19 protein-coding genes are annotated in these 20,306 nt (G+C 65.1%); 9 read left to right on the forward strand and 10 right to left on the reverse strand.

Annotated features, from left to right (window positions below; genetic code table 11):
* Positions 1–76 precede the first annotated feature (76 nt).
* Positions 77–1,546: an amidophosphoribosyltransferase gene (gene purF / locus DY201_RS20805; RefSeq protein ID WP_115732857.1), complete on the forward strand. Its 1,470-nt coding sequence runs from the start codon at positions 77–79 to the stop codon at positions 1,544–1,546.
* 26 nt (positions 1,547–1,572) lie between these two features.
* Here the strand turns inward: purF and DY201_RS20810 are convergent, their stop codons facing one another.
* The gene (locus DY201_RS20810; protein WP_115732858.1) at positions 1,573–1,995 is read right to left on the reverse strand and encodes a DoxX family protein; all 423 of its coding nucleotides are present in this window, start codon (positions 1,993–1,995) and stop codon (positions 1,573–1,575) included.
* Between the two features lie 198 nt (positions 1,996–2,193).
* Here DY201_RS20810 and DY201_RS20815 point away from each other — a divergent pair, with 198 nt between their 5' ends.
* From DY201_RS20815 to DY201_RS20825, 3 genes are all read left to right on the forward strand, one after another.
* Positions 2,194–2,940, forward strand: a complete 747-nt coding sequence (locus DY201_RS20815) for an SDR family NAD(P)-dependent oxidoreductase (protein WP_115733906.1) — start codon at positions 2,194–2,196, stop codon at positions 2,938–2,940.
* 274 nt (positions 2,941–3,214) lie between these two features.
* Complete coding sequence (locus tag DY201_RS20820; protein WP_115732859.1) at positions 3,215–4,978, forward strand: SLC13 family permease; 1,764 nt, start codon at positions 3,215–3,217, stop codon at positions 4,976–4,978.
* Positions 4,979–5,063: 85 nt separating this feature from the next.
* Entirely contained in the window at positions 5,064–5,690 is a 627-nt protein-coding gene (locus tag DY201_RS20825) for a hypothetical protein (RefSeq protein ID WP_115732860.1), read from the forward strand.
* Positions 5,691–5,700: 10 nt separating this feature from the next.
* On the opposite strand, the gene DY201_RS20830 is transcribed toward DY201_RS20825, so the two are convergent.
* Positions 5,701–6,207: an OsmC family protein gene (locus tag DY201_RS20830; RefSeq protein WP_115732861.1), complete on the reverse strand. Its 507-nt coding sequence runs from the start codon at positions 6,205–6,207 to the stop codon at positions 5,701–5,703.
* 107 nt (positions 6,208–6,314) lie between these two features.
* On the opposite strand from DY201_RS20830, the gene DY201_RS20835 reads away from it, so the two are divergent.
* Both DY201_RS20835 and DY201_RS20840 read left to right on the forward strand, forming a co-directional pair.
* Positions 6,315–7,223: a DMT family transporter gene (locus DY201_RS20835; protein ID WP_115732862.1), complete on the forward strand. Its 909-nt coding sequence runs from the start codon at positions 6,315–6,317 to the stop codon at positions 7,221–7,223.
* Between the two features lie 347 nt (positions 7,224–7,570).
* Positions 7,571–7,762, forward strand: coding sequence for a helix-turn-helix domain-containing protein (locus tag DY201_RS20840; protein ID WP_245432057.1), 192 nt, complete (start codon positions 7,571–7,573; stop codon positions 7,760–7,762).
* A gap of 24 nt (positions 7,763–7,786) precedes the next feature.
* On the opposite strand, the gene DY201_RS20845 is transcribed toward DY201_RS20840, so the two are convergent.
* Positions 7,787–8,038, reverse strand: a complete 252-nt coding sequence (locus DY201_RS20845) for a hypothetical protein (RefSeq protein WP_131922204.1) — start codon at positions 8,036–8,038, stop codon at positions 7,787–7,789.
* Positions 8,039–8,178: 140 nt separating this feature from the next.
* Between DY201_RS20845 and DY201_RS20850 the strand changes: the two genes are divergently transcribed.
* Together DY201_RS20850 and DY201_RS20855 are read left to right on the forward strand one after the other, a co-directional pair.
* A complete protein-coding gene (locus DY201_RS20850) occupies positions 8,179–8,364 on the forward strand; it encodes a hypothetical protein (RefSeq protein ID WP_115732864.1) in 186 nt (61 codons plus the stop codon).
* Between the two features lie 250 nt (positions 8,365–8,614).
* Positions 8,615–10,834 (forward strand): AMP-binding protein, encoded by a 2,220-nt coding sequence (locus DY201_RS20855; RefSeq protein WP_115732865.1) that lies wholly within the window; start codon positions 8,615–8,617, stop codon positions 10,832–10,834.
* Between the two features lie 326 nt (positions 10,835–11,160).
* On the opposite strand, the gene DY201_RS20860 is transcribed toward DY201_RS20855, so the two are convergent.
* The 5 genes from DY201_RS20860 to DY201_RS20880 all read right to left on the reverse strand — a co-directional run bounded on the left by DY201_RS20860 (position 11,161) and on the right by DY201_RS20880 (position 16,665).
* A complete protein-coding gene (locus DY201_RS20860) occupies positions 11,161–11,991 on the reverse strand; it encodes a CDP-alcohol phosphatidyltransferase family protein (protein WP_115732866.1) in 831 nt (276 codons plus the stop codon).
* Positions 11,991–12,689 (reverse strand): phosphatidylserine decarboxylase, encoded by a 699-nt coding sequence (locus DY201_RS20865; protein ID WP_115732867.1) that lies wholly within the window; start codon positions 12,687–12,689, stop codon positions 11,991–11,993. The genes DY201_RS20860 and DY201_RS20865 overlap by 1 nt, the downstream gene beginning before the upstream one ends.
* Before the next feature lie 203 nt (positions 12,690–12,892).
* Complete coding sequence (locus DY201_RS20870) at positions 12,893–14,791, reverse strand: ABCB family ABC transporter ATP-binding protein/permease (protein ID WP_115732868.1); 1,899 nt, start codon at positions 14,789–14,791, stop codon at positions 12,893–12,895.
* 14 nt (positions 14,792–14,805) lie between these two features.
* Entirely contained in the window at positions 14,806–15,141 is a 336-nt protein-coding gene (locus tag DY201_RS20875) for an ArsR/SmtB family transcription factor (protein ID WP_115732869.1), read from the reverse strand.
* Positions 15,142–15,207: 66 nt separating this feature from the next.
* Positions 15,208–16,665, reverse strand: a complete 1,458-nt coding sequence (locus tag DY201_RS20880) for a LysM peptidoglycan-binding domain-containing protein (protein ID WP_115732870.1) — start codon at positions 16,663–16,665, stop codon at positions 15,208–15,210.
* Positions 16,666–16,775: 110 nt separating this feature from the next.
* On the opposite strand from DY201_RS20880, the gene DY201_RS20885 reads away from it, so the two are divergent.
* Positions 16,776–17,387 (forward strand): LOG family protein, encoded by a 612-nt coding sequence (locus DY201_RS20885; RefSeq protein WP_115732871.1) that lies wholly within the window; start codon positions 16,776–16,778, stop codon positions 17,385–17,387.
* 160 nt (positions 17,388–17,547) lie between these two features.
* Here DY201_RS20885 and rarD read toward each other — a convergent pair whose 3' ends face one another.
* Entirely contained in the window at positions 17,548–18,465 is a 918-nt protein-coding gene (rarD, locus tag DY201_RS20890; RefSeq protein ID WP_172582941.1) for an EamA family transporter RarD, read from the reverse strand.
* 118 nt (positions 18,466–18,583) lie between these two features.
* On the reverse strand, positions 18,584–20,197 hold the full coding sequence (gene cimA, locus DY201_RS20895; RefSeq protein WP_115732873.1) for a citramalate synthase: 1,614 nt from the start codon (positions 20,195–20,197) through the stop codon (positions 18,584–18,586).
* Positions 20,198–20,306 lie beyond the last annotated feature (109 nt).

Here is a 20,306-nt window from a genome sequence, read left to right on the forward strand (position 1 = left end):
ATGAGGCGGGATGGCGCGTTGCCCTTCCCGCCTCATCGCACTATATAGCGTTTTTGCGACAAGAGGCCGCCCCCCGATGGCAGACGCAGCTGACGTGCTTTCCGCGGAAGCCGATGATCATTTCCACGACGAATGCGGCGTGTTCGGCATTTTCGGCCGACAGGACGCCGCGGCAATCGTCACGCTGGGGCTGCATGCGCTCCAGCATCGCGGCCAGGAGGCCGCCGGCATCGTCAGCTATGACGGCAGCCAATTCCACGTCGAGCGCCATGTCGGCCTGATCGGCGACACCTTCACCAAGCAGCGCGTCATCGACAGTCTCAAGGGCAACCGCGCCATCGGCCACACCCGCTACGCCACGACAGGTGGCGCGGGCGTCCGCAACATCCAGCCTTTCTTCGCCGAGCTCGCCGATGGCGGCTTTGCGGTCGCGCATAACGGCAACCTGACCAATGCGATGACCGTGCAGCGCGCGCTGCAGAAGCAAGGCTCGATCTTCTCGTCGACCTCCGACACCGAGACCATCCTGCACCTCGTCGCCACCTCCAAGGAACGCGACCTCAATGCGCGCTTCATCGATGCGGTGCGCCAGGTCGAGGGTGCCTTCTCGCTGGTCGCGCTGTCGTCCAAGAAGATGATCGGCTGCCGCGATCCGCTCGGCATTCGCCCGCTGGTGCTCGGCGATCTCGACGGCTCCTGGATCCTTGCTTCGGAGACCTGCGCCCTCGACATAATCGGCGCGCGTTTCGTGCGCGACCTCAAGCCCGGCGAGATGGTCATCGTCACCTCCAAGGGCATCGAGAGCATCTTCCCGTTCGAGCCGCAGAAGTCACGCTTCTGCATCTTCGAATATGTCTATTTCGCCCGTCCCGATTCCTCGGTCGAGGGCCGCAACGTCTATGACGTGCGCAAGCGCATCGGCGCCGAACTTGCCATCGAAAGCCCCGTCGACGCCGACATCGTCGTGCCGGTGCCGGATTCGGGCACGCCGGCGGCCATCGGCTTCTCGCAGCAGGCCGGCCTTCCCTTCGAGCTCGGCATCATCCGCAACCATTATGTCGGCCGCACCTTCATCTCGCCGGGCGATTCCATCCGCCATATGGGCGTCAAGCTGAAGCACAATGCCAACCGCCGCATGATCGAGGGCAAGCGCATCGTGCTGGTCGACGATTCCATCGTCCGCGGCACCACCAGCCAGAAGATCGTGCAGATGGTGCGCGATGCGGGTGCCAAGGAAGTGCATATGCGCATCGCCTCGCCGCCCACCCGCGCCTCCTGCTTCTACGGCGTCGACACGCCGGAAAAGTCCAAGCTTCTGGCCTCGCGCATGACGATCGAGGAAATGGCCGAGTTCATTCGTGTCGATTCGCTCGGCTTCCTGTCGATGAACGGCCTCTACCGCGCCGTCGGCGAGGCAAGCCGCAACGACGAGCAGCCGCAATATTGCGATGCCTGCTTCTCCGGCCAGTATCCCACCCGCCTGCTCGACCTCGAAGGCGCCGACAATGTGCGCTCGCTGTCGCTGTTGGCGACGGGCGGGCTGTAGACCCACAAATTCAGCATGCTTCCGCGTCAACGCGCGGAAGCAGCCTCCTTGTTCCAGATCAGGCCTTGCCGCAACGCCAGCCTTTCACCTGGGCCGTGAACGGCTGCGTAAAGCAGTCCGGCCAGCAAGGTGAAGTGATCGACGAAGAAGCCGAATTCGGCCTGGTTGCCCTGCCAGTGCGAGGGGCCGTGGAAGGCGAAGGCCAGGAAGATGACATAGGCGCCGGCAAGAAGTGCCGCTTCCGAAAAGAACGCTCCGGTCAGGAAGGCCAGCACCAGACCAAGCTCGAACAATGCCGCCAGCCAGGCCAAAAGCAGGGCGAAGGGAAAGCCGGCCGCGGAAATATAGGCGGCGGTTTCAGTCAATCCTGCGAATTTGAAGAAGGCCGCCATGGCAAAGACGGCGGCGAAGATCAGTCTGGCAACGAGGATTGCAACGCTTCTGCCCATCGGTCTGTCTCCCGTGTCGTTGGCTTTTCAACTGAGGCTCAACTAAGGACGCATGACGGTCGCTCTCGCCGACAGGTACGCGCGAAAATTTCATGCGCTGCGGCACCGAGTCGACCTTCATTCGGCCGTGCGGGGTTTTGTTCCTGATAAAATCGTCCTATCAGGCAGCGGACCGACAAGATCGAACTGGATGCCATGATGACAACCACTCCCGACCTCTCCGGCCGCATCGCGCTCGTTACCGGCGCATCGCGCGGCATCGGCTACAACACGGCCAAGCAGCTTGCCGCGGCGGGTGCGCATGTGATTGCCGTGGCGCGCACGGTCGGCGGGCTGGAAGAGCTCGATGACGAGATCAAGGCGTCAGGCGGACAGGCGACGCTGGTACCGCTCGACCTCACCGACATGGCCGGCATCGACCGCCTCGGCAGCTCGATCAACGATCGCTGGGGCAAGCTCGACATTCTGGTTGCCAACGCCGCCGTGCTGGGCGTCATCGCCCCCATCGGCCATGTCGAGGCCAAGGTCTTCGACAAGGTCATGGCCGTCAACGTCACCGGCACCTGGCGCCTGATCCGCTCGGTCGATCCGCTGCTGCGCAAGTCGGATGCCGGTCGCGCCGTCATCGTCAGTTCCGGCTCCGCCCATTCGGCGCGTGCCTTCTGGGCGCCCTATGCCGCCTCCAAGGCAGCCGTCGAGGCGCTTGCCCGCTCCTGGGCCGACGAAACCAAGAACACCGCCTTGCGCGTCAACATCTTCGACCCCGGCACCAGCCGCACAGCGATGCGCGCGCTGGCCGTGCCCGGCGAGGATCCGGCAACCGTCACCCATCCGTCGGAGACGGCGAGCCACATCCTCGGGATGGTCGACCCCGCCCTCACCCGCACCGGCGAGATCTACCAGATCCGCGAGCAGCGCTGGGTTTCCCACCAGAAGCCGGCCTGACGCCACCTTTTCCGCGCGACACATCGCGCGCACCGCGACATATCGCGGCGGCAACCCTGCCATCAGGGCAACGATGTCGCCGCTGTCGCGTTGACCGAAGCTTGAGCGCATCGCAGCGATGCGCGCAATGGAAGTCTTCGAGGCGCCCGTCCGGGCGCTCCATGCCGCCAGGCCCCCGTCCGGGCGCTCTATGCCGCCAGGCGCCCGTCCGGGCGCTCTATGCCGCCAGGCGCCCGTCCGGGCGCTCTATGCCAGATTGAGGGACACCGGCCGCATGACCACCGACCAGATGATGTCCTTCGCCGTCATTGCGCTGATGATGGCGGCATTCGTCTGGGGCCGGTTCCGTTACGATCTCGTCGCCTCAGGCGCGCTGATCGCAGCCGTTGCGATCGGCATCGTGCCGCAGGCTGAAGCCTTCGGCGGCTTCAGCGACGACATCGTCATCATCGTCGGTTCGGCACTGCTGGTCAGCGCCGGCGTCGCGCGCTCCGGCATCATGGAATATGCCATCCAGCGCTTTGCGCCCGACGTCTCGAGCGTCAGGGCGCAACTGGCGCTGCTGGTGATCATCGTTACCATCCTCTCGGCTTTCGTGAAGAATATCGGCGCGCTGGCGATCATGATCCCGATCGCCTTCCAGTTCGCCCGCCGCTCCAACACCTCGCCCTCGGTGTTCCTGATGCCGATGGCCTTCGGCTCGCTGCTCGGCGGCCTGATGACGCTGGTCGGCACCTCGCCCAACATCGTGGTGTCGCGCGTGCGCCAGGAAATGACCGGCGAAGGCTTCTCGATGTTCGACTTCACCCCTGTCGGCGCAGCATTGGCGGTCTCGGGCCTCGTCTTCCTGGTGCTGTTCTACCGGCTGTTGCCCATCCGCACCCGCGCCTCGGCCTCGATCCACGAGGCGCTCGACGTCAACAACTACGTCACCGAGGCGCGCCTGGTCGCCGACTCCACCGTCGTCGGCAAGACGCTGGCCGACCTGCTGAAGCTCGGCGGCAGCCGCGCGGTGGTGACCTCTATCCTGCGTTCGCGCGCGTTGCATGTGACGCCCTTCCCCGACGTCGTGCTGCGCGAGGGCGACATCCTTTTGATCGAAGGCGCCCCTGAAGCGCTCGACCGCATCGTCACCCAGGCCAAGCTCAGCGTCACCGGCAGCCGCGATTCCGCCGGCGGAATCGCGGCGGCTGCCGTCGAGGCGATCATCGGCGAAAACTCCAACCTGATCGGCGGCTCTGCCCAGCGCCTGGCGCTTTACGACCGTTTCAACGTCAACCTGCTGGCGGTCAGCCGCAAGGGCGAACGCATCCAGGAGCGGCTGGGCGCCGTCATCCTGCGCCTCGGCGACGTCGTCGTGCTGCAGGGCAACCCGCAGACCATGCCCGACATATTGCGCGAACTCGGCTGCCTGCCGCTCGCCGAGCGCCCGATCCTGCTCGGCAGCTTCAGGCGCGGCATCGTCCCGCTTGCCATCCTGGTCGCGGCGATGGGCGCCACAGCCCTTGGCCTGCTGCCGGTGCCGCTCGCCTTCTTCACCGCCGCCGTCGCCATGGTGCTGTTCCGCGTCATCCCGCTGCGCGAGGTCTATGGCGCCATAGACGGCCCGATCCTGGTGATGCTGGCTGCCCTCATCCCGGTCAGCGACTCGCTGCGCCGGACCGGCGCCACCGAGATCATTTCCGCCTGGCTCGCCGAATTCGCCTCGACGCTGCCGCCTGCGGGTGCGCTGACGCTGATCATGGTCGTGGCTATGGCAGTCACGCCGTTCCTCAACAATGCCGCCACCGTGCTCGTGGTGGCGCCGATCGCCGCGGGATTTGCCACCACGCTGGGCTTTCGCCCCGAAGCCTTCCTGATGGCGGTGGCGATCGGCGCCGGCTGCGATTTCCTCACCCCCATCGGCCACCAGTGCAACACGCTGGTCATGGGCCCCGGCGGCTACAAATTCTCCGACTATCCGCGCCTCGGCCTGCCGCTGTCGCTGCTTGTCATCGTCGTTGCGGTGCCGATGCTGATGCTGGTCTGGCCGATGTAGGCGACACGCAAGCGTGATTGGCCGGTGATACCGGCCAGTCCTAGTTTTGCGGCCCTCAGCCAAGAAAATGAGGGAGGACCACTCGATGAAACGCATTCTTCTGATGTCTGCGCTGCTGTTGTCAGGGCTGTCGGGGGCCAGCGCCCAGGACGCCACGATGAGCTTCTTCGTCACCAGCACCGGCCTCGGCAAGGGCGCCAATCTCGGCGGCCTGGCCGGCGCCGACGCCCATTGCCAGAGCCTGGCCGAAGCCGCTGGCTCGACCGGCAAGACCTGGCAGGCCTATCTCTCGTCCAAGGACGCCGATGCCAAGGACCGCATCGGCAAAGGCCCATGGGTCAATGCCAAGGGCCAGAAGATCGCCGACGACGTCGCCTCGCTGCACAGCGACGCCAACAACATCAACAAGGAAACCGCCCTCGACGAAAAGGGCAACACCATCAATGGCCGCGGCGATCAGCCCAACAGGCACGACATTCTGACCGGCTCGATGCCCGACGGCACCAAGGCAGCCGACCAATCCTGCGGCGACTGGACCCTCGACGGCAGCGAAGGTGCGGCGATGATGGGCCACCACGACCGCATGGGCCTCGACGACTCGGCGGCGGCCAAATCCTGGAACTCCTCGCATGCCTCGCGCGGCGGCTGCAGCCAGGAGGCGCTCAAGGGAACCGGCGGCGACGGCCTGTTCTACTGCTTCGCCGCCAACTGAGCCCGCACCTCTAGCGTTCGGCCGAAACGCTGAGTTCCGGCCGAACGTTCAGCGTCTGGAACACCACGCAGTAGCGTTCGGTCAGCTTGACCAGCGCATCGATGCGCTCCTGCGGCTCGTCGGTGTCGAGTTTGAAGGCAAGCCGGATGGCGCGGAAGCCGACCGGTGCGTCCCTGGCGACGCCCAGCGTGCCGCGAAAATCGAGGTCGCCCTCGGCCGACACCACGGCTTCACCGAGGCGGAACTCCAGCGCTGTCGCCACCGCCTTCAAGGTCACGCCGGCGCAGGCCACCAGCGCTTCGAGCAGCATGTCGCCCGAGCACAGCTCCATGCCGCTGCCACCGGTGGCCGGATGCAGGCCGGCAGTGACGATCGCCTTGCCGGTGTCGATCCTGCAGGAAATCGACTGGTCGTCGACGGCGCCGCGTGCCCTGAGCGTGATCAGCGCGCGCCCGGCATCGTCGCGATAGGCATCCTTGATCGGCGCCTGCAGCGCCTTCAACTGTGCGGCGTCCATCGTCTTCCTCCCGGATCGTACCAGTTCCTCGCCAATCCCAAGCCGGCTCCTGACAGCAGGCTGTCAGTGGCACAGGGATAGGCTACGCTACCGCCTGGGAGGCCGAGATGTCGACAGCAACCGAAACCGCCGCTCAGCACCGCCTCGGCATGTTGCTCGTCGCCGCCTCGGCCGCCGTCTTCGGCCTCGCCGGCATCCTGACAAAATCGGTCGACGCCGACCCGCTGACCATCACCTCCTGGCGCGGGCTGATCGGCGGCCTGCTGATCTCGGCCTATGTCTTGTGGCGGCGGCGAAGCGGCGCGGGTGAAAGCCTGCATCTCGGCTGGCAAGGCTGGATGCTGGCCGTGCTTGGCACTTTCTCCAGCATCGCCTTCATCGCCGCTTTCAAGAACACCTATGTCGCCAATGTCGTGGTCATCTACGCCACCGTGCCGTTCGTCGTCGCCCTGCTCGCCTGGCTGATCGTCGGCGAGGTGTTCCGGCGCCAGACGGCAATCGCCGCAGCCATATGCCTTGCCGGTGTCGCCATCATGGTCTGGTCGGGGCTCGGCGGCGGCCATGCCTTCGGCGACAGCCTGGCGCTGCTGATGACCTTCCTGTTTGCACTCTATGCCGCCCTTGTCAGGCGTTTCCGCAACGCGTCGGTGGTCTGGGCCGGCGCGGTTTCGGCCTTTCTCGGCGTGATACCGGCCTGGTTCCTCGCCGATCCGCTCACTGTTCCGCCGGCCAGCATTGCAGCGCTCGTCACCTTCGGCTTCACCTTTGCCCTTGCCGTCATCTTGTGGACCGAGGGCGCGCGCCGCATTCCCGCCGCCGAAGCAGGCCTGCTCGGTACGACCGAGGTGCCATGCGGCATCTTCTTTGCCTGGCTGTTCCTGGCCGAGCTGCCACCGATGGCAAGCCTGCTCGGTGGCGCCATCGTGCTGGCCGCGGTGTTCTGGCACGCCTGGCGCGACGCCCGCTTGGCTGATCGGTTCGAGACTGGCGGAAAATTCCGCCGTGAAACGAGTTAGACAGCCAATGGCAATCGGGATCCATGCCGTGAGGGTAAGGAATGTGAGGCGAGCGGAGGAAGGAGCACGCGTTCTTGACCGTTTGAATCCGGCGGTAATGTAACGGCAGGGCAACAGTGTTCAAGCGAGCAAACAAGTGATCTTTCTTCTGCCCTCTCCGCATTCCTCACCTTCACGGCATGGATCCTAGGGTCGCCGCGACCTGTCGGCAGCGCAAAGACGGTCCGGGCCGGCTCCTTCCTCCACCCTCATCACGTTCCAAACCCTTACGGCAGGATGACGAAGGGGTGGGAGTGTTGCCGCTTGTTTGCTCGCTTGAACACAGTTGCCATGTGAAAGTAAGAAATGTGGAGAGGCAGAAGAAGAGCACTGTTTGCTCGCAAGAACACAGCCGCCTGCCCGACCTGTCGGCGGTCATGACCGGCCGCACGGGCAAGTTCTCCATCGGTCGGCTGCTTCGTTGCCTCGACCGGCTCGACTACCGCATCGATGTGGCGGTTCGCGACAGGACGCGCCGCATGGTGCCTGCCACCGCCTGATGCAGCCCCTCCGGGCCAGAATATCTAGAAGCTCGTAATGGGTGGCTGATGAATCCGGATCCGCCTGCCATTCACGATCATGATGAGCCAGGTGCAGCCGGAGGATGTCGCTTCGAGCGTCGTCTCGACCTTGAACTTCAGGTCTCCTCCGCCGTCTCGGCTTCTTTGCTCCAGCGCCTCTTCGAGGACAGCCGCAACAATGCTGCGCCCGAAGGACTCGTAATTGTGAGCGCCTAGGTGATCCTCAACGTACTGTCTGTCTAGGGTAGTGGGCATCAGGGCCTCCATTGCCTTTCTGAGTTGGCAGGAGCGGCACGACTAAACACGGTCTGACAAGCACGGTCTAATATGAGCATCGCCTTGGTGAGCGTCACGGTCAATACATTGACGCCGAATACTGCAATTGATCCGGCTCTATGGCGAGCAACTCGTCCTGGTTCAGCCTGAAATCGGAACAGGGGCTGCTCGAACAAATCAGCCCCGATCGTCGCCGCCCGACGGCAACGTCGCAATTTGTCTTCCGGCTGCGGAGAAAGCTGCCGTCAGTCATCGCGAACTGCCCCCTGCCCGACCTGATCGAAAAAGAAACACAAAATGCCTGATGACAGTGGAACCAAATGTCAGCGGCCGCGTTATTGTGCTCAGGACGGGTTGCCCCATCCCCCATCCCCTCCACCCGTCCCTTTGCTTCAAGCCGGTCGCAAGACCGGCTTTTTCCTGTCCTGATGCCGCGGATGGTGGTCAAGGGGCCGGTGGCCAAGGGATGGGAGATGACGATGCGCATTGACGTCGCGTCGTCATCGTCTAGTTTCGACGCGCGCGGTGGGCTTCGCGTGCATTGGGAGGTGCGGCATGGTCCTGGCCAGTGCAATTGTGCTCGGCTTCGTTGCGGCATGGATGCTTGCCGCCGCTGTTCTGATGCATGGCCGCGGCATCCGCTTCCGCCAGGCGCTGCTCTATCTGCCGCTCAAGCTGATCTATCGGATCAAGGACGACGCGCTGCGTCAGGCCCGCGATGCCGAGGCGCCGGTCATCTATGTCATCTCGCACCAGTCGCGGCTCGAACCGGCGCTGATGCTGTCGCTGTTGCCCGACCAGACGCTGCATATCCTCGATGATGCCTCCGCCAAGGCATTCTGGCTCGAGCCGTGGCGCGAGCTTGGCCGCACCATCGCCTTCAACGCCGAGCATGTCTTCGTCAGCCGCCGGCTGGTCCGCGTATTGCGCGGCAAGGGCCGCCTCGCCGTCTACCTGCCCGACACCGTCGAGCCAGACGTCAAATCGTTCCGGCTGTTCCGCGCCGTTGCCCGCATCGCCATGCAGGCCGACGCGAGGGTCGTGCCGATCTTCGTCAGCGGCGCCCGCCACCTGCCCTTCTCGCTGACGCCTGCCGAACGCGCCCCGCGCCACTGGTTCCAGCGCCTCAGCATCGCGGCCCTGGCCCCGATGACCATGGCCGAGTTGCTGCAGCGCGCCGGCTACAGCCAGACGACGACCGCCAACGCGCTGTTCGACCGTTTCGCCGAAGCGCGGCTTGCCGGCACAGATCTCGACCGGGGCGTATTCGGCTCCATGGTCGACGCTGCCAGGCGCTACGGCCCGTCGCGGCCGATCGTCGAGGACGTCGTCAGCGGTGCGCTCAGCTATCGCAAGCTGCTGGTTGGCGCACGCGTGCTCGGCAAGCGCTTCGAAGACATGTCCAGGCCGGGCGAAGCCCTGGGCATCCTTTTGCCCAACGCCAATGGCGTGGTGCTTTCGATGCTCGGCGTGATCTCCGCCGGCCGCGTTGCCGCGATGATCAACTACACGGCGGGTGCGGCCAATGTCGCGTCCGCCGTCAAGACAGCCGCGATCACGACCATCATTTCGTCGCGTGCCTTCATCCAGAAGGCCGACCTTGGCGACGTCGTCACTGCTGCCGAGCAGGCCGGCGCCAGGATCGTCTGGCTGGAAGAGCTGCGCGACAGCGTCACTTCAGCGGAAAAGCTCACCGCTGCCCTGCAATGGTGGCGGCCGCTTGCGCCACAGGATGCGTCAAAGCCGGCCGTCATCCTGTTCACCTCGGGCTCCGAGGGCACGCCCAAGGCGGTGGTGCTGTCGCACCGCAACCTCGTCGCCAACGCCTTGCAGGCCGAGGCGCGCATCAGCATCTCGCCTGAAGACAAGCTGTTCAACGTGCTGCCGGTGTTCCACTCCTTCGGCCTCACCGGCGGCACCATCCTGCCGCTTCTGACCGGCATCAGGCTGTTCCTCTACCCCTCGCCGCTGCACTACAAGATCATCCCCGATGTCGCGCGCAAGATCCGCCCGACGATCATGTTCGGCACCGACACCTTCCTCGCCGCCTATGCCCGCACCGCCGAGGATGGCGATTTCTCCAGCCTGCGCTTCGTCGTCGCCGGCGCCGAGCCGGTCAGGGCGGAGACGCGCCGGGTCTGGCGCAGCCGCTTCAATGCCGAGATCATCGAGGGTTTCGGCCTGACCGAGGCCGCCCCCGTCGTTGCCGTCAACTCGGCGACGCATGGCCGCGACGGCACCGTCGGGCGCCTCTTGCCCGGCATGCGCATGCGGCTTGCAGAGGTCGAGGGCGTTGCCGAAGGCGGCCAGCTCTGGCTCACCGGCCCCAATCTGATGATGGGCTACATGACATCGGACCGGCCGGGCGAGCTGCAGCCGCTCGAAGGCTGGCTCGATACCGGCGACATCGTTTCGGTCGACCGCGAGGGCTTCATCACCATTCGCGGGCGCGCCAAGCGCTTTGCCAAGATCGCCGGCGAAATGGTGTCGCTGGGCGCGGTCGAGATGCTGGTGCAGGCGCTGTGGCCGGAACAGCGCCACGCCGCGGTCGCCGTTCCCGACAAGCGCCGGGGCGAGCGCATCGTGCTGGTCACGACAGCCGGAAATGCCGATCCCGAGGCGTTGCGCGTCTATGGCAAGCAGGCCGGCGCCACCGAGCTGATGGTGCCGCATGACATCATCAAGGTGCACGAGATCCCGGTGCTCGGCTCGGGCAAGACAGACTATGTCGCCGCCCGCCGCCTGGCGCTCGACCAGCTCGGGCTGGCGGCCTAGAGCGCGGGCCAGATGACGACCGTGGAGATTTGCCGCGAGCCCCCATGCCTTCGTCATCCTCGGGCTTGACCCGAGGATCCATGCCGTGAAGGTGAGGAACGTAGTGCGGGTGCAGAAAGAGCACGCGTTCTTGACCGCTTGCGCCCGGCGGTGATGTCACGGCATGGATCCCAGGGTCTCCGCGACGGAGCTGCGCTCCTGCTCCGCCCTAGGATGACGATGGGGGTGGGAGTGTTGCCGCTTGTCTGCTTCGCATGAACACAGTTGCCCAGGCGACGGCACGGTCCATGTCGCCACCCGCGAGCTACGGCTCAAAACTGTCCAGACTAAGCCTTGGGTTCGGCGGGCGTTTCAGCCGCCTCGGCAGCCGCCGCCGCTGCTTCGATGCGGGCGCGGCGCGCATAGGCGCTGGCACTGAGCGGCAGAAAGATCAGATATGCGCCGACCGAGGCGGTCAGCGTCTGCCAGGGATAGACGGTCAGAAGCAGCACGTAGAACACTGCCAAAAGCATGACAGGCAGCAGATGCTCGCGTTTGATCTTCAGCTTCTTGCCGGAATAGACAGGCAAGCGGCTGACCAGCAGGAAAGCGACGAGAATGGTGAAACCGGTGCCGATGTAGGCCACGGTGCGGGTGCCTTCGAGACCGAGGAAGCCGAGATACATCGGCAGCATCAAGGTGATGGCGCCGATCGGCGCCGGCACGCCGACGAAATATTCGGCCTGCCAGGCGGGACGATCGAGATCCTCGTCGAGCACGTTGAAGCGCGCCAGCCTCAGGCCCATGGCGATGGCAAACAACAGTGTCGCGATCCAGCCGAGCGAGCCTGCCTTGTCGAGCAGATAGGCGTAGAGCACCAATGCCGGCACGACGCCGAAATTGACGATGTCGGCGAGCGAATCCATCTGCGCGCCGAAGCGCGATGTCGCCTTGAGCATGCGGGCCAGGCGGCCGTCGATGCCGTCGAGGAACGCCGCCAAAAGCACCATCACCACGGCCGATTCGAAGCGACCTTCGAAGGCGAGCCGGATGCCCGACAGGCCGGCGCAGATCGCCAGCACGGTGATCAGGTTGGGCAGCACCATGCGCAGCGGGATTTCGCGAATGCGCGGGCCGCCGCTGCCATGCGGTTCGAAGGGCTTGAATGGCGCGACCATCAGGAGACCCGCACCAGCGGCGGATGGCTGGCGCCGCCAAATTCGGCGAGGATGGTTTCACCCGCAACGGCCGTCTGGCCGACTGAAACGCGGGCGACCGCATTGGTCGGCAGGAACACGTCGACACGCGAACCGAAGCGGATCAGGCCGAAACGCTCACCAACGGCGATGTTGCCGCCGACATCGGCCCAGCACAGGATGCGGCGGGCGACGAGACCAGCGATCTGAACCGCCGCCACCTGCCCGTTGGGGCTGTCGATGACGATGCCGTTGCGCTCGTTTTCCTGGCTTGCCTTGTCGAGCTCGGCATTGAGGAATTTTCCCGGACGGTGCTCGATGCGGACGATCTTGCCGCGCACCGGCGCCCGATTCACATGGACCGAAAAGACGTTCATGAACACCGAGATACGGGTCATCTCGGCGGTGCCGAGATTGAGCTCGCGCGGCGGCACGGCGGGGCCGACAGCCGAAACCACGCCGTCGGCGGGGCTTACAACCAGCCTGTCGTCGACAGGCGTGACGCGCTCGGGGTCACGGTAGAAATAGGCGCACCAGGCAGTCAGGATCGCCCCGACCCAGAACAGCGAAGTAGAAAAGAAGCCCAGCAGGACGGCAACCGCCGCGAATCCGGCAATGAAGGGATATCCCTCGCGATGGACCGGAACGAAGGCGTTGCGGATCGTGTCGGCTATGCTCATGAAGTGGAGGCCGTTGCTGTTGAAGTCCCGGAGTGCTTACCGGAAACGACCGTCAGCCGCAACGCGGCATTGGCAGCGCCCACCGCTATCGCAGGCCGCAAGCGGCGTTATCGCCGCTCGCATGATGATTGAGCATCGCAGCCTGCGGCTGAGGTGATCATGTCAGCCCGGGATCATGTCAGCCAGCGGCCGGGCGTGGCCGCTCACTCCGCGTCGTTGGTCACCTCCGGCGTGCGGCGGCGCACGACGACACCGAGCTCGTCGCCTTCGCGCGCCTGGCGCAAGCGCTCCTCGGCCTCGGTCGCCTCACGCTGGCGATCCCACATCGAGGCATAAAGCCCGCCCTGCGCCAGCAGGTCGGCATGGGTGCCGCGCTCGGCGATGCCGCCATCGGCGAGCACGATGATCTCGTCGGCCGAGATGACTGTCGACAGGCGGTGAGCGATGACGATCGTCGTGCGGCCCTTGCTGACCAGGTCGAGCGCGCTCTGGATTTCCTGCTCGGTCTGGGTGTCGAGCGCCGAGGTCGCCTCGTCGAGCATCAGGATCGGCGGCGCCTTGAGGATGGTGCGGGCAATCGCCACGCGCTGCTTTTCGCCGCCCGACAGCTTCAGCCCGCGTTCGCCGACCATCGCCTTGTAGCCGTCCGGCAGGCGCTGGATGAAGCCTGATATCTGCGCCAGCTCGGCTGCCTTGCGCACATCCTCCTCGTCGGCGTTCACGCGGCCATAGCGGATGTTGTAGGCGATGGTGTCGTTGAACAGGACCGTGTCCTGCGGCACCATGCCGATTGCCCCGCGCAGGCTCTGCTGGGAAACGTCGCGGATGTCCTGGCCGTCGATCAGGATGGCGCCCTGCTGGATGTCGTAGAAGCGGAACAGAAGCCTGGAGATAGTCGACTTGCCGGCGCCCGAAGGGCCGACGATCGCCACCGTCTTGCCGGCCGGCACCTCGAAGCTGACGCCCTTCAGGATCTGGCGGGCGGGATCATAGGCAAAATGCACGTCGCGGAACTCGACACGGCCGGTACCGACGACGAGGGCCTTGGCGCCGGGCTTGTCTGTCACCTCCTGGCTCACGTCGAGCAGGTCGAACATCTGTTCGATGTCGGTCAGGCCCTGGCGGATTTCGCGATAGATGAAGCCGATGAAGTTGAGCGGCACCGAAAGCTGCATCAGCATGGCGTTGATGAAGACGAAATCTCCGACGGTCTGGGTGCCGGCCATGACCTCCATCGCCGACATGGCCATGACGATGGTCATGCCGATGCCGAAGATGACGCCCTGGCCGAAATTCAGCCAGCCGAGCGAGGTCCAGATCCGGGTTGCCGCCGTCTCGTAGCGCGCCATCGAGCGGTCGAAGCGCTCGGCCTCCATGGCCTCGTTGTTGAAATACTTCACCGTCTCGAAATTGAGCAGCGAATCGATCGCCTTGGTGTTGGCGTCGGTGTCGGAATCGTTCATCTCGCGGCGGATGCCGATGCGCCAGTCGCTCGCCCACACCGTGAACCAGGTGTAGAGCCACACCGTCGCGGCCACCACGGCGACATATTTCCAGCCATAGGCGAAGCCGAAGATGCCGGCGGTCAGCGCGAATTCCAGCACTGTCGGCGCGGTGTTCAGGATGGTGAAGCGGACGATGGTCTCGATGCCCTTGGTGCCGCGCTCGATGATGCGCGACAGGCCCCCGGTGCGGCGCTCGAGATGAAAGCGCAACGACAGCTGGTGCATGTGCACGAAGGTGCGGTGGGCAAGCTGGCGCACCGCATATTGGCCGACGCGGGCAAACAGCGCGTCGCGCAGCTGGTTGAAGCCGAGCTGGACGATGCGCACGACGTTATAGGCGATCACCAGCATGATCGGCGCCACCAGGAAGGCCGGCAGCGGCAGCGGCGTGCGCTGGTCGCCGGCGAGCGCATCCGTCGCCCATTTGAAGAAATACGGCCCGGCGACCAGCGTCAGCTTGGCGACGAACAGGAACACTGTCGCCCACACCACCCGCGCCCTGAGGTCGGGCCGGTCTTCAGGCCACATATAGGGCCACAGGTTCCTGATGGTGCTGAGGGTCGAGCCGCGCTCGGCGGATACGGTTTTGCTGGCCACTGTGCTTGCCTTGACTAGATGTTGTCGCCTTCGACGGCGCAAAAGGTCTCGACCAGCGCCGATACCGACGCGGAAACGGCAAGCAATGCTGTCTGGTCAATCTCATAACGCGACCGCTGCCGCTCCGGCGCGTAGCGCACCAGACCGGCTTCGACGAGGATTTTCAGATGTTGCGAGACTGTCGACTGGGCGAGATCGAGATGCTCGACCACGTCCTTGCAGCAGCACGACCTGCCGCCAGCCAGGCATCTCAGGATTTCGAGCCGTGCCGGATGCGACAGCGCGGCAAGCTTCTGCGTCACATCCTTGACGGAGTCACAGCAGGACGGCGTGATGGAGAATGAATTCATCGTTTATCGACGATAGACGATGAATTCATTCCAATCAACCTGGAAACCGGAAGACCGTTCCCAAACTTACAGCTTGGGCGCAGGCATCGCCTGCTCGCCCATAGCGCCCATATTGGCGGCCTCGCCCTCTTTCGACGTCTCCGGAACACGGAACACCTGGCCCGGCCAGATGCGGTCCGGATCCTGGATCTGGTCCTGGTTGGCGAGATAGATGTTGGAGTAGCGCACGCCGTGGCCATAGACGCGGCGCGAGATCCGCCACAAGGAATCGCCGCGACGGATGATGACGGCGCCATTGACGGCTTCGAGCTTGGGCGCCGTGGTCTCTGGCGCAACAGGTGCGGCGGCGACCTCGGCCGGCTTGTCGGTCGCAGCCGTGGGGGCCGGTGTGGTCGCCTGGGCCGGTGCCGTCGCTTCGGCAGCCGGGTCGGCGGGCTTGGCCGGCACTTCGCCCGCCATCGCCGTCTTGGCTTCGGCGGCGGGTGCGGCAGCGGTTGCGTCGGCGGCCGGCGCTGCGGGGGCCGTCGGCTGCGGTGCGACCGCTGCCACCGCTTCGCCCGGTTCGCGCTGGAACGGCACGGCGGCGCGGGCCACGACCTTGGCGCCGTTCGGCTCAAGCGCGTCGACGCGGATGATGTAGTCGCCGACGGGCAGTTCGCGCTCGGCCTCGATCAGGAAGCGGCCCTCGGGCGAAGTCTGCGTCTCGCCGATCAGGATCTCGTTGGCATAGGCGCGCACCTTGCGCCCGGCGTCGGCGGAGCCGGCGATGAAGATCTTCTTGCCTTCGATCTCGACGGCCTCGACGGCCACCTTGATTTCAGCTGCCGTTGCCGCCGACTTCGCCGGTGCGGGCTCAGCCGCAGCAGGCGCTGCGGGCGCCGCCGCGGGCGCGCTTGCCTGCTGTTCAGCAGTGGCGGCCGCCGATGGCGCGTCAGCCGGCTTGGGCACGGTGATCAGTTGCGACGGCTTGCCCGGTTCCTCGACCAGGGCCAGCACCTGGCCGCCCGGATCGGAGGGCACCGAAACCACCGCCGTCTCGGTCGAGGTGGCGACGACATTGTCGGGCGCGGTTGCGCGCAGCACGATCTGGTAGTCGCCGGGCTTCAGCGGATCGTTGAGCACGACGGCGAAATCGCCGTCGGCGCCGGCGACGGCAGCACCGATGACCTTCGATCCGGTCACGATCTCGACCTTGGAATTGCCGGCGGCCTTGCCGGCGATCACCACGGAGCCGTTGTTTTCGACGCGCACCACGTCGAAGGACGGGGCGATCACGGCAGCGGCTGCGGCAGGCGCTGCGGGTGCCGGCGCGACCGCTGCAGGCGTCTCTGCGCCGGCTGCCGGCTTGGCCGGATCGGCTGGCTTGTCGCTCGTCGGCGTCGTTGTCGCGGGTGCCGGCAGTGACGCGATCGCGGCGGGCGGCGCCAAATAGGGATCGAGTGCCCCGGACACATACGCAACAGTCGCAGCGGCGGCTGAGCCACCTGCTGCGAGTAGGAATATCTTCAACGGATTGATCGCCATATTTCTCTGCCCCTAGCCGCCCGCCGGGTCTACCTTGTTTTGCCGGCAGCGACAAGAAAAAGCCCCGTTCGGGCTTGACCCTGCCTGTGGAGGCAATACCCAATCAGCCGATGAACAAGATTCGATCCATCTGCGTCTATTGCGGCTCCTCGCCGGGCCGCGACGAGGTCTACATCAAGGCCGGGCACCTGCTCGGCCATTCGATCGCCAAGGCCGGCGTCAGGCTCGTCTATGGCGGCGGCACCAAGGGCATCATGGGCGCGGTCGCCGATGGCGCGCGGCGCGCCGGCGGCAAGGTCACCGGCATCATCCCGCGCTTCCTGATGAACAAGGAAGCGACGGAAAGCGCGCTGACGCGGCTCGACGAACTCATCGTCACCGACAACATGCACGAGCGCAAACATCTTATGTTCGAGAAATCGGACGCATTCGTGGCACTGCCCGGCGGCATCGGCACGGTCGAGGAGATCGTCGAGATCATGACCTGGGCCCAGCTCGGCCATCACCGCAAGCCGATCGTCTTCGCCAACGTCAAGGGCTTCTGGGATCCGATGCTGTCGCTCATCGATCACATGAAGACCGAGGGCTTCGTCCACACCTCCCATCTCGTCCAGCCGCTGGTGGTCGACGAGCCGGAAGCGGTGGTCTCGGCGATCATGGTCGCCGCCGGCTCCGACTCGACGCCGACCGAAGGCGTGCAGTCGCTCATCGACAAGATGTAAAGCCACCGGTTCAGCGCGAACCGGAAGCAACGCTCGGTCAGTTTCAAGTCAGGCCGAGCCGAAAATGGTTGTTACCGACAACCGGAACGGAGCGTACCTTCGAGCACGTGAGTACCGGAAGCACAGGTAACAGCCATTTGCAGGCCGGCCTTACCTGAAACTAGCCGTTCTTGGCGCGCTCGGAAAACATCGACCAAGTATAGATCGCCAAAGCTGCCCAGATCAGGGCGAAGGCGACGGCGCGTTCGCTCGAGAACGGCTCCTTGAAGATGAAGATGGCGATGACGAAGATCATCGTCGGCGCGATGTACTGCATGATTCCGATCGTCGACATGCGCAGCAGCTTGGCGCCATTGGCAAACAGGATCAGCGGCACGGCGGTGACGATGCCGCAGCCGAGCATCAGCCAGACGTCGGTCATCCCGGTGGTGCCGAAATGACCGGCGCCAGTGCCCTGCAGATAGGCGATGTAGACCAGCGCCGGGATGCCGAGGATCAGCACTTCGAGGAAGAAGCCCTGCGCCGGGCCGATCGGCAGCGTCTTCTTGAACAGCGCGTAAAAACCCCAGGACAGCGCCAGCACGATCGAAACCCAGGGCAAACCGCCGCTTTCCCAGGTCAGCAGCGCGACCGCGATAACCGCAAGCCCGATCGCCACCGTCTGCGCCCGCGTCAGCTTTTCGCCAAGCACGACAGCGCCGAGGAACACCGAAAACAGCGGGTTGATGTAATAGCCGAGCGCCGTTTCGAGCGCCCGGTCATTGCCGATCGCCCAGACATAGACGCCCCAGTTGATGGTGATCAGCGTCGCCGTCAGCGTGCCCATGGCCAGCGTGCGCGGGGTGCGCAAGGCGGTCTTGATGTCGGAGGTGCGGCCGAGCCACCACAACAGCAACGCTGCGATCGGGATCGACCAGGTGATGCGATGGGCGATCACCTCAGCTGCCGGAATATGCGCCACCGCCTTCATGTAGAAGGGCAGGAAGCCCCACATCAGATAGGCCGACAGGGCAAACAGAAAGCCGCGGGTGGCTTCGTCGCGGGAAATCGCAGGCGTGTTGGTGCTCATGGCGGGCACCTATGCGCCCGCCCGCCAGCGCATGCCATTTCAAAATTGTGATGGTCCACCCGCTTTTCGTTGATGGATCAATCGACAGGGCCAGCCGCTGCGGCTGGCCCATCACGGCTGGCCGAGCCTATTCCGCCGCCACCAGCCCGGCCATCTCGCGGTTCTTCATCAGCTTGTAGATGATCGAATCCATCAGCGCCTGGAACGAGGCGTCGATGATGTTGGTCGACACGCCGACGGTCCACCAGCGGGCGCCGGTCGAGTCGTGCGATTCTATCAGGACGCGCGTGATCGCCTCGGTGCCGCCATTGAGGATACGCACCTTGTAGTCGACGAGCTCGAGGTCGCCGATCTCGTCCTGGAACTTGCCGAGATCCTTGCGCAAAGCGATGTCGAGCGCATTTATCGGGCCGTCGCCTTCGGCCACCGACATCTTTTCCTCGCCGTCGACCATGACCTTCACCACGGCTTCCGACACGGTCTTGAGATTGCCATTAGCGTCGAAACGGCGCTCGACGAGGCAGCGGAACGAGGTCACCCGGAAAAAATCCGGAACGCTGTGCAGCATGCCGCGCGCCAGAAGCTCGAAGCTGGCATCCGCACCTTCATAGGCATAACCCTCGGCCTCGCGCTCCTTGACCACCGCGATCAGCGCATCGAGCCGGCGGTCGTCCTTGGGCACGTCGATGCCGCGCCGCCTGAGCTCGGCGATGAAGTTCGCCTTGCCGCCCTGGTCCGACACCATGACCTTGCGGCGATTGCCCACCGTCTCCGGCGGCACATGCTCGTAGGTCTTCGGCTCCTTGACGATCGCCGAGGCGTGGATTCCTGCCTTGGTGGCAAAGGCCGATGCGCCGACATAAGGCGCCTGCGCCTCGGGTGCGCGGTTGAGCAATTCGTCGAACGCCCGCGACAGCCTGGAAAGGCCCGCAAGCGCCTCGGCCGAGACGCCGGTTTCGAAACGTTCGGCGAAATGCGGCTTCAGCGCGAGCGTCGGGACGATGGTGATCAGATTGGCGTTGCCGCAGCGCTCGCCGATGCCGTTGATCGTGCCCTGCACCTGGCGCACGCCGGCTTCGATCGCAGCCAGCGAGTTGGCCACCGCCTGGCCGGTATCGTCATGGGCATGGATGCCGAGATTGGCGCCCGGAATGCCCGAGGCGATCACCCTGGCAACGATTTCGCGCACCTCCGACGGCTGGGTGCCGCCATTGGTGTCGCACAGCACCACCCAGCGCGCGCCGGCGTCATAGGCCGTCCGCGCGCAGGCCAGCGCGTAGTCGGGATTGGCCTTGAAACCGTCGAAGAAGTGCTCGCAGTCGACCAGGGGCTCGCGGCCGGCCTCACGCGCCGCCTCGACCGAAGCGCGGATCGACTCCAGATTCTCCTCATTGGTGACGCCGAGCGCCACCCGGACATGGTAGTCCCAGCTCTTGGCGACGTAGCAGATGCCGTCGGCCTTGGCCTGCAGCAGGGTTGCCAGGCCCGGATCGTTGGAGGCAGAGACGCCTGCCCGCTTGGTCATGCCGAAGGCGACGAACTTCGCCCGCCTCGTCCGCTTTTCCTGAAAGAAGGCGGTGTCGGTCGGATTGGCGCCGGGATAACCGCCCTCGACATAATCGAGACCGAACTCGTCGAGCATGCCGGCGATCGCGATCTTGTCCTCGACGGAAAAGTCGATGCCCGGCGTCTGCTGGCCGTCGCGCAATGTCGTGTCGAAGAGATAGATGCGTTCTTTCATGGCAACACCTTGTGGGCTAGCGCGCTATGGCACCCCCGTCTGTCCTTGGGGGCCAGCGCCCTTTGGCGCCCCCCTCTGTCCTGCCGGACATCTCCCCCACGAGGGGGGA

The organism is Aminobacter aminovorans (assembly GCF_900445235.1).
Classification (GTDB): Bacteria; Pseudomonadota; Alphaproteobacteria; order Rhizobiales; family Rhizobiaceae; genus Aminobacter; species Aminobacter aminovorans.

Bases quoted from the DNA above. Each gene is read 5' to 3' on its own strand.
- DY201_RS20825 (WP_115732860.1), top strand. From the start codon at position 5,064: ATGAAACGCATTCTTCTGATGTCTGCGCTGCTGTTGTCAGGGCTGTCG.
- purF (WP_115732857.1), top strand. From the start codon at position 77: ATGGCAGACGCAGCTGACGTGCTTTCCGCGGAAGCCGATGATCATTTC.
- DY201_RS20815 (WP_115733906.1), top strand. From the start codon at position 2,194: ATGACAACCACTCCCGACCTCTCCGGCCGCATCGCGCTCGTTACCGGC.
- DY201_RS20845 (WP_131922204.1), bottom strand. From the start codon at position 8,038: ATGCCCACTACCCTAGACAGACAGTACGTTGAGGATCACCTAGGCGCT.
- cimA (WP_115732873.1), bottom strand. From the start codon at position 20,197: ATGAAAGAACGCATCTATCTCTTCGACACGACATTGCGCGACGGCCAG.
- DY201_RS20865 (WP_115732867.1), bottom strand. From the start codon at position 12,689: ATGAGCATAGCCGACACGATCCGCAACGCCTTCGTTCCGGTCCATCGC.
- DY201_RS20880 (WP_115732870.1), bottom strand. From the start codon at position 16,665: ATGGCGATCAATCCGTTGAAGATATTCCTACTCGCAGCAGGTGGCTCA.
- DY201_RS20830 (WP_115732861.1), bottom strand. From the start codon at position 6,207: ATGGACGCCGCACAGTTGAAGGCGCTGCAGGCGCCGATCAAGGATGCC.
- DY201_RS20810 (WP_115732858.1), bottom strand. From the start codon at position 1,995: ATGGGCAGAAGCGTTGCAATCCTCGTTGCCAGACTGATCTTCGCCGCC.
- DY201_RS20820 (WP_115732859.1), top strand. From the start codon at position 3,215: ATGACCACCGACCAGATGATGTCCTTCGCCGTCATTGCGCTGATGATG.
- DY201_RS20860 (WP_115732866.1), bottom strand. From the start codon at position 11,991: ATGGTCGCGCCATTCAAGCCCTTCGAACCGCATGGCAGCGGCGGCCCG.
- DY201_RS20855 (WP_115732865.1), top strand. From the start codon at position 8,615: ATGGTCCTGGCCAGTGCAATTGTGCTCGGCTTCGTTGCGGCATGGATG.
- DY201_RS20835 (WP_115732862.1), top strand. From the start codon at position 6,315: ATGTCGACAGCAACCGAAACCGCCGCTCAGCACCGCCTCGGCATGTTG.
- DY201_RS20875 (WP_115732869.1), bottom strand. From the start codon at position 15,141: ATGAATTCATTCTCCATCACGCCGTCCTGCTGTGACTCCGTCAAGGAT.
- DY201_RS20850 (WP_115732864.1), top strand. From the start codon at position 8,179: ATGGCGAGCAACTCGTCCTGGTTCAGCCTGAAATCGGAACAGGGGCTG.
- DY201_RS20885 (WP_115732871.1), top strand. From the start codon at position 16,776: ATGAACAAGATTCGATCCATCTGCGTCTATTGCGGCTCCTCGCCGGGC.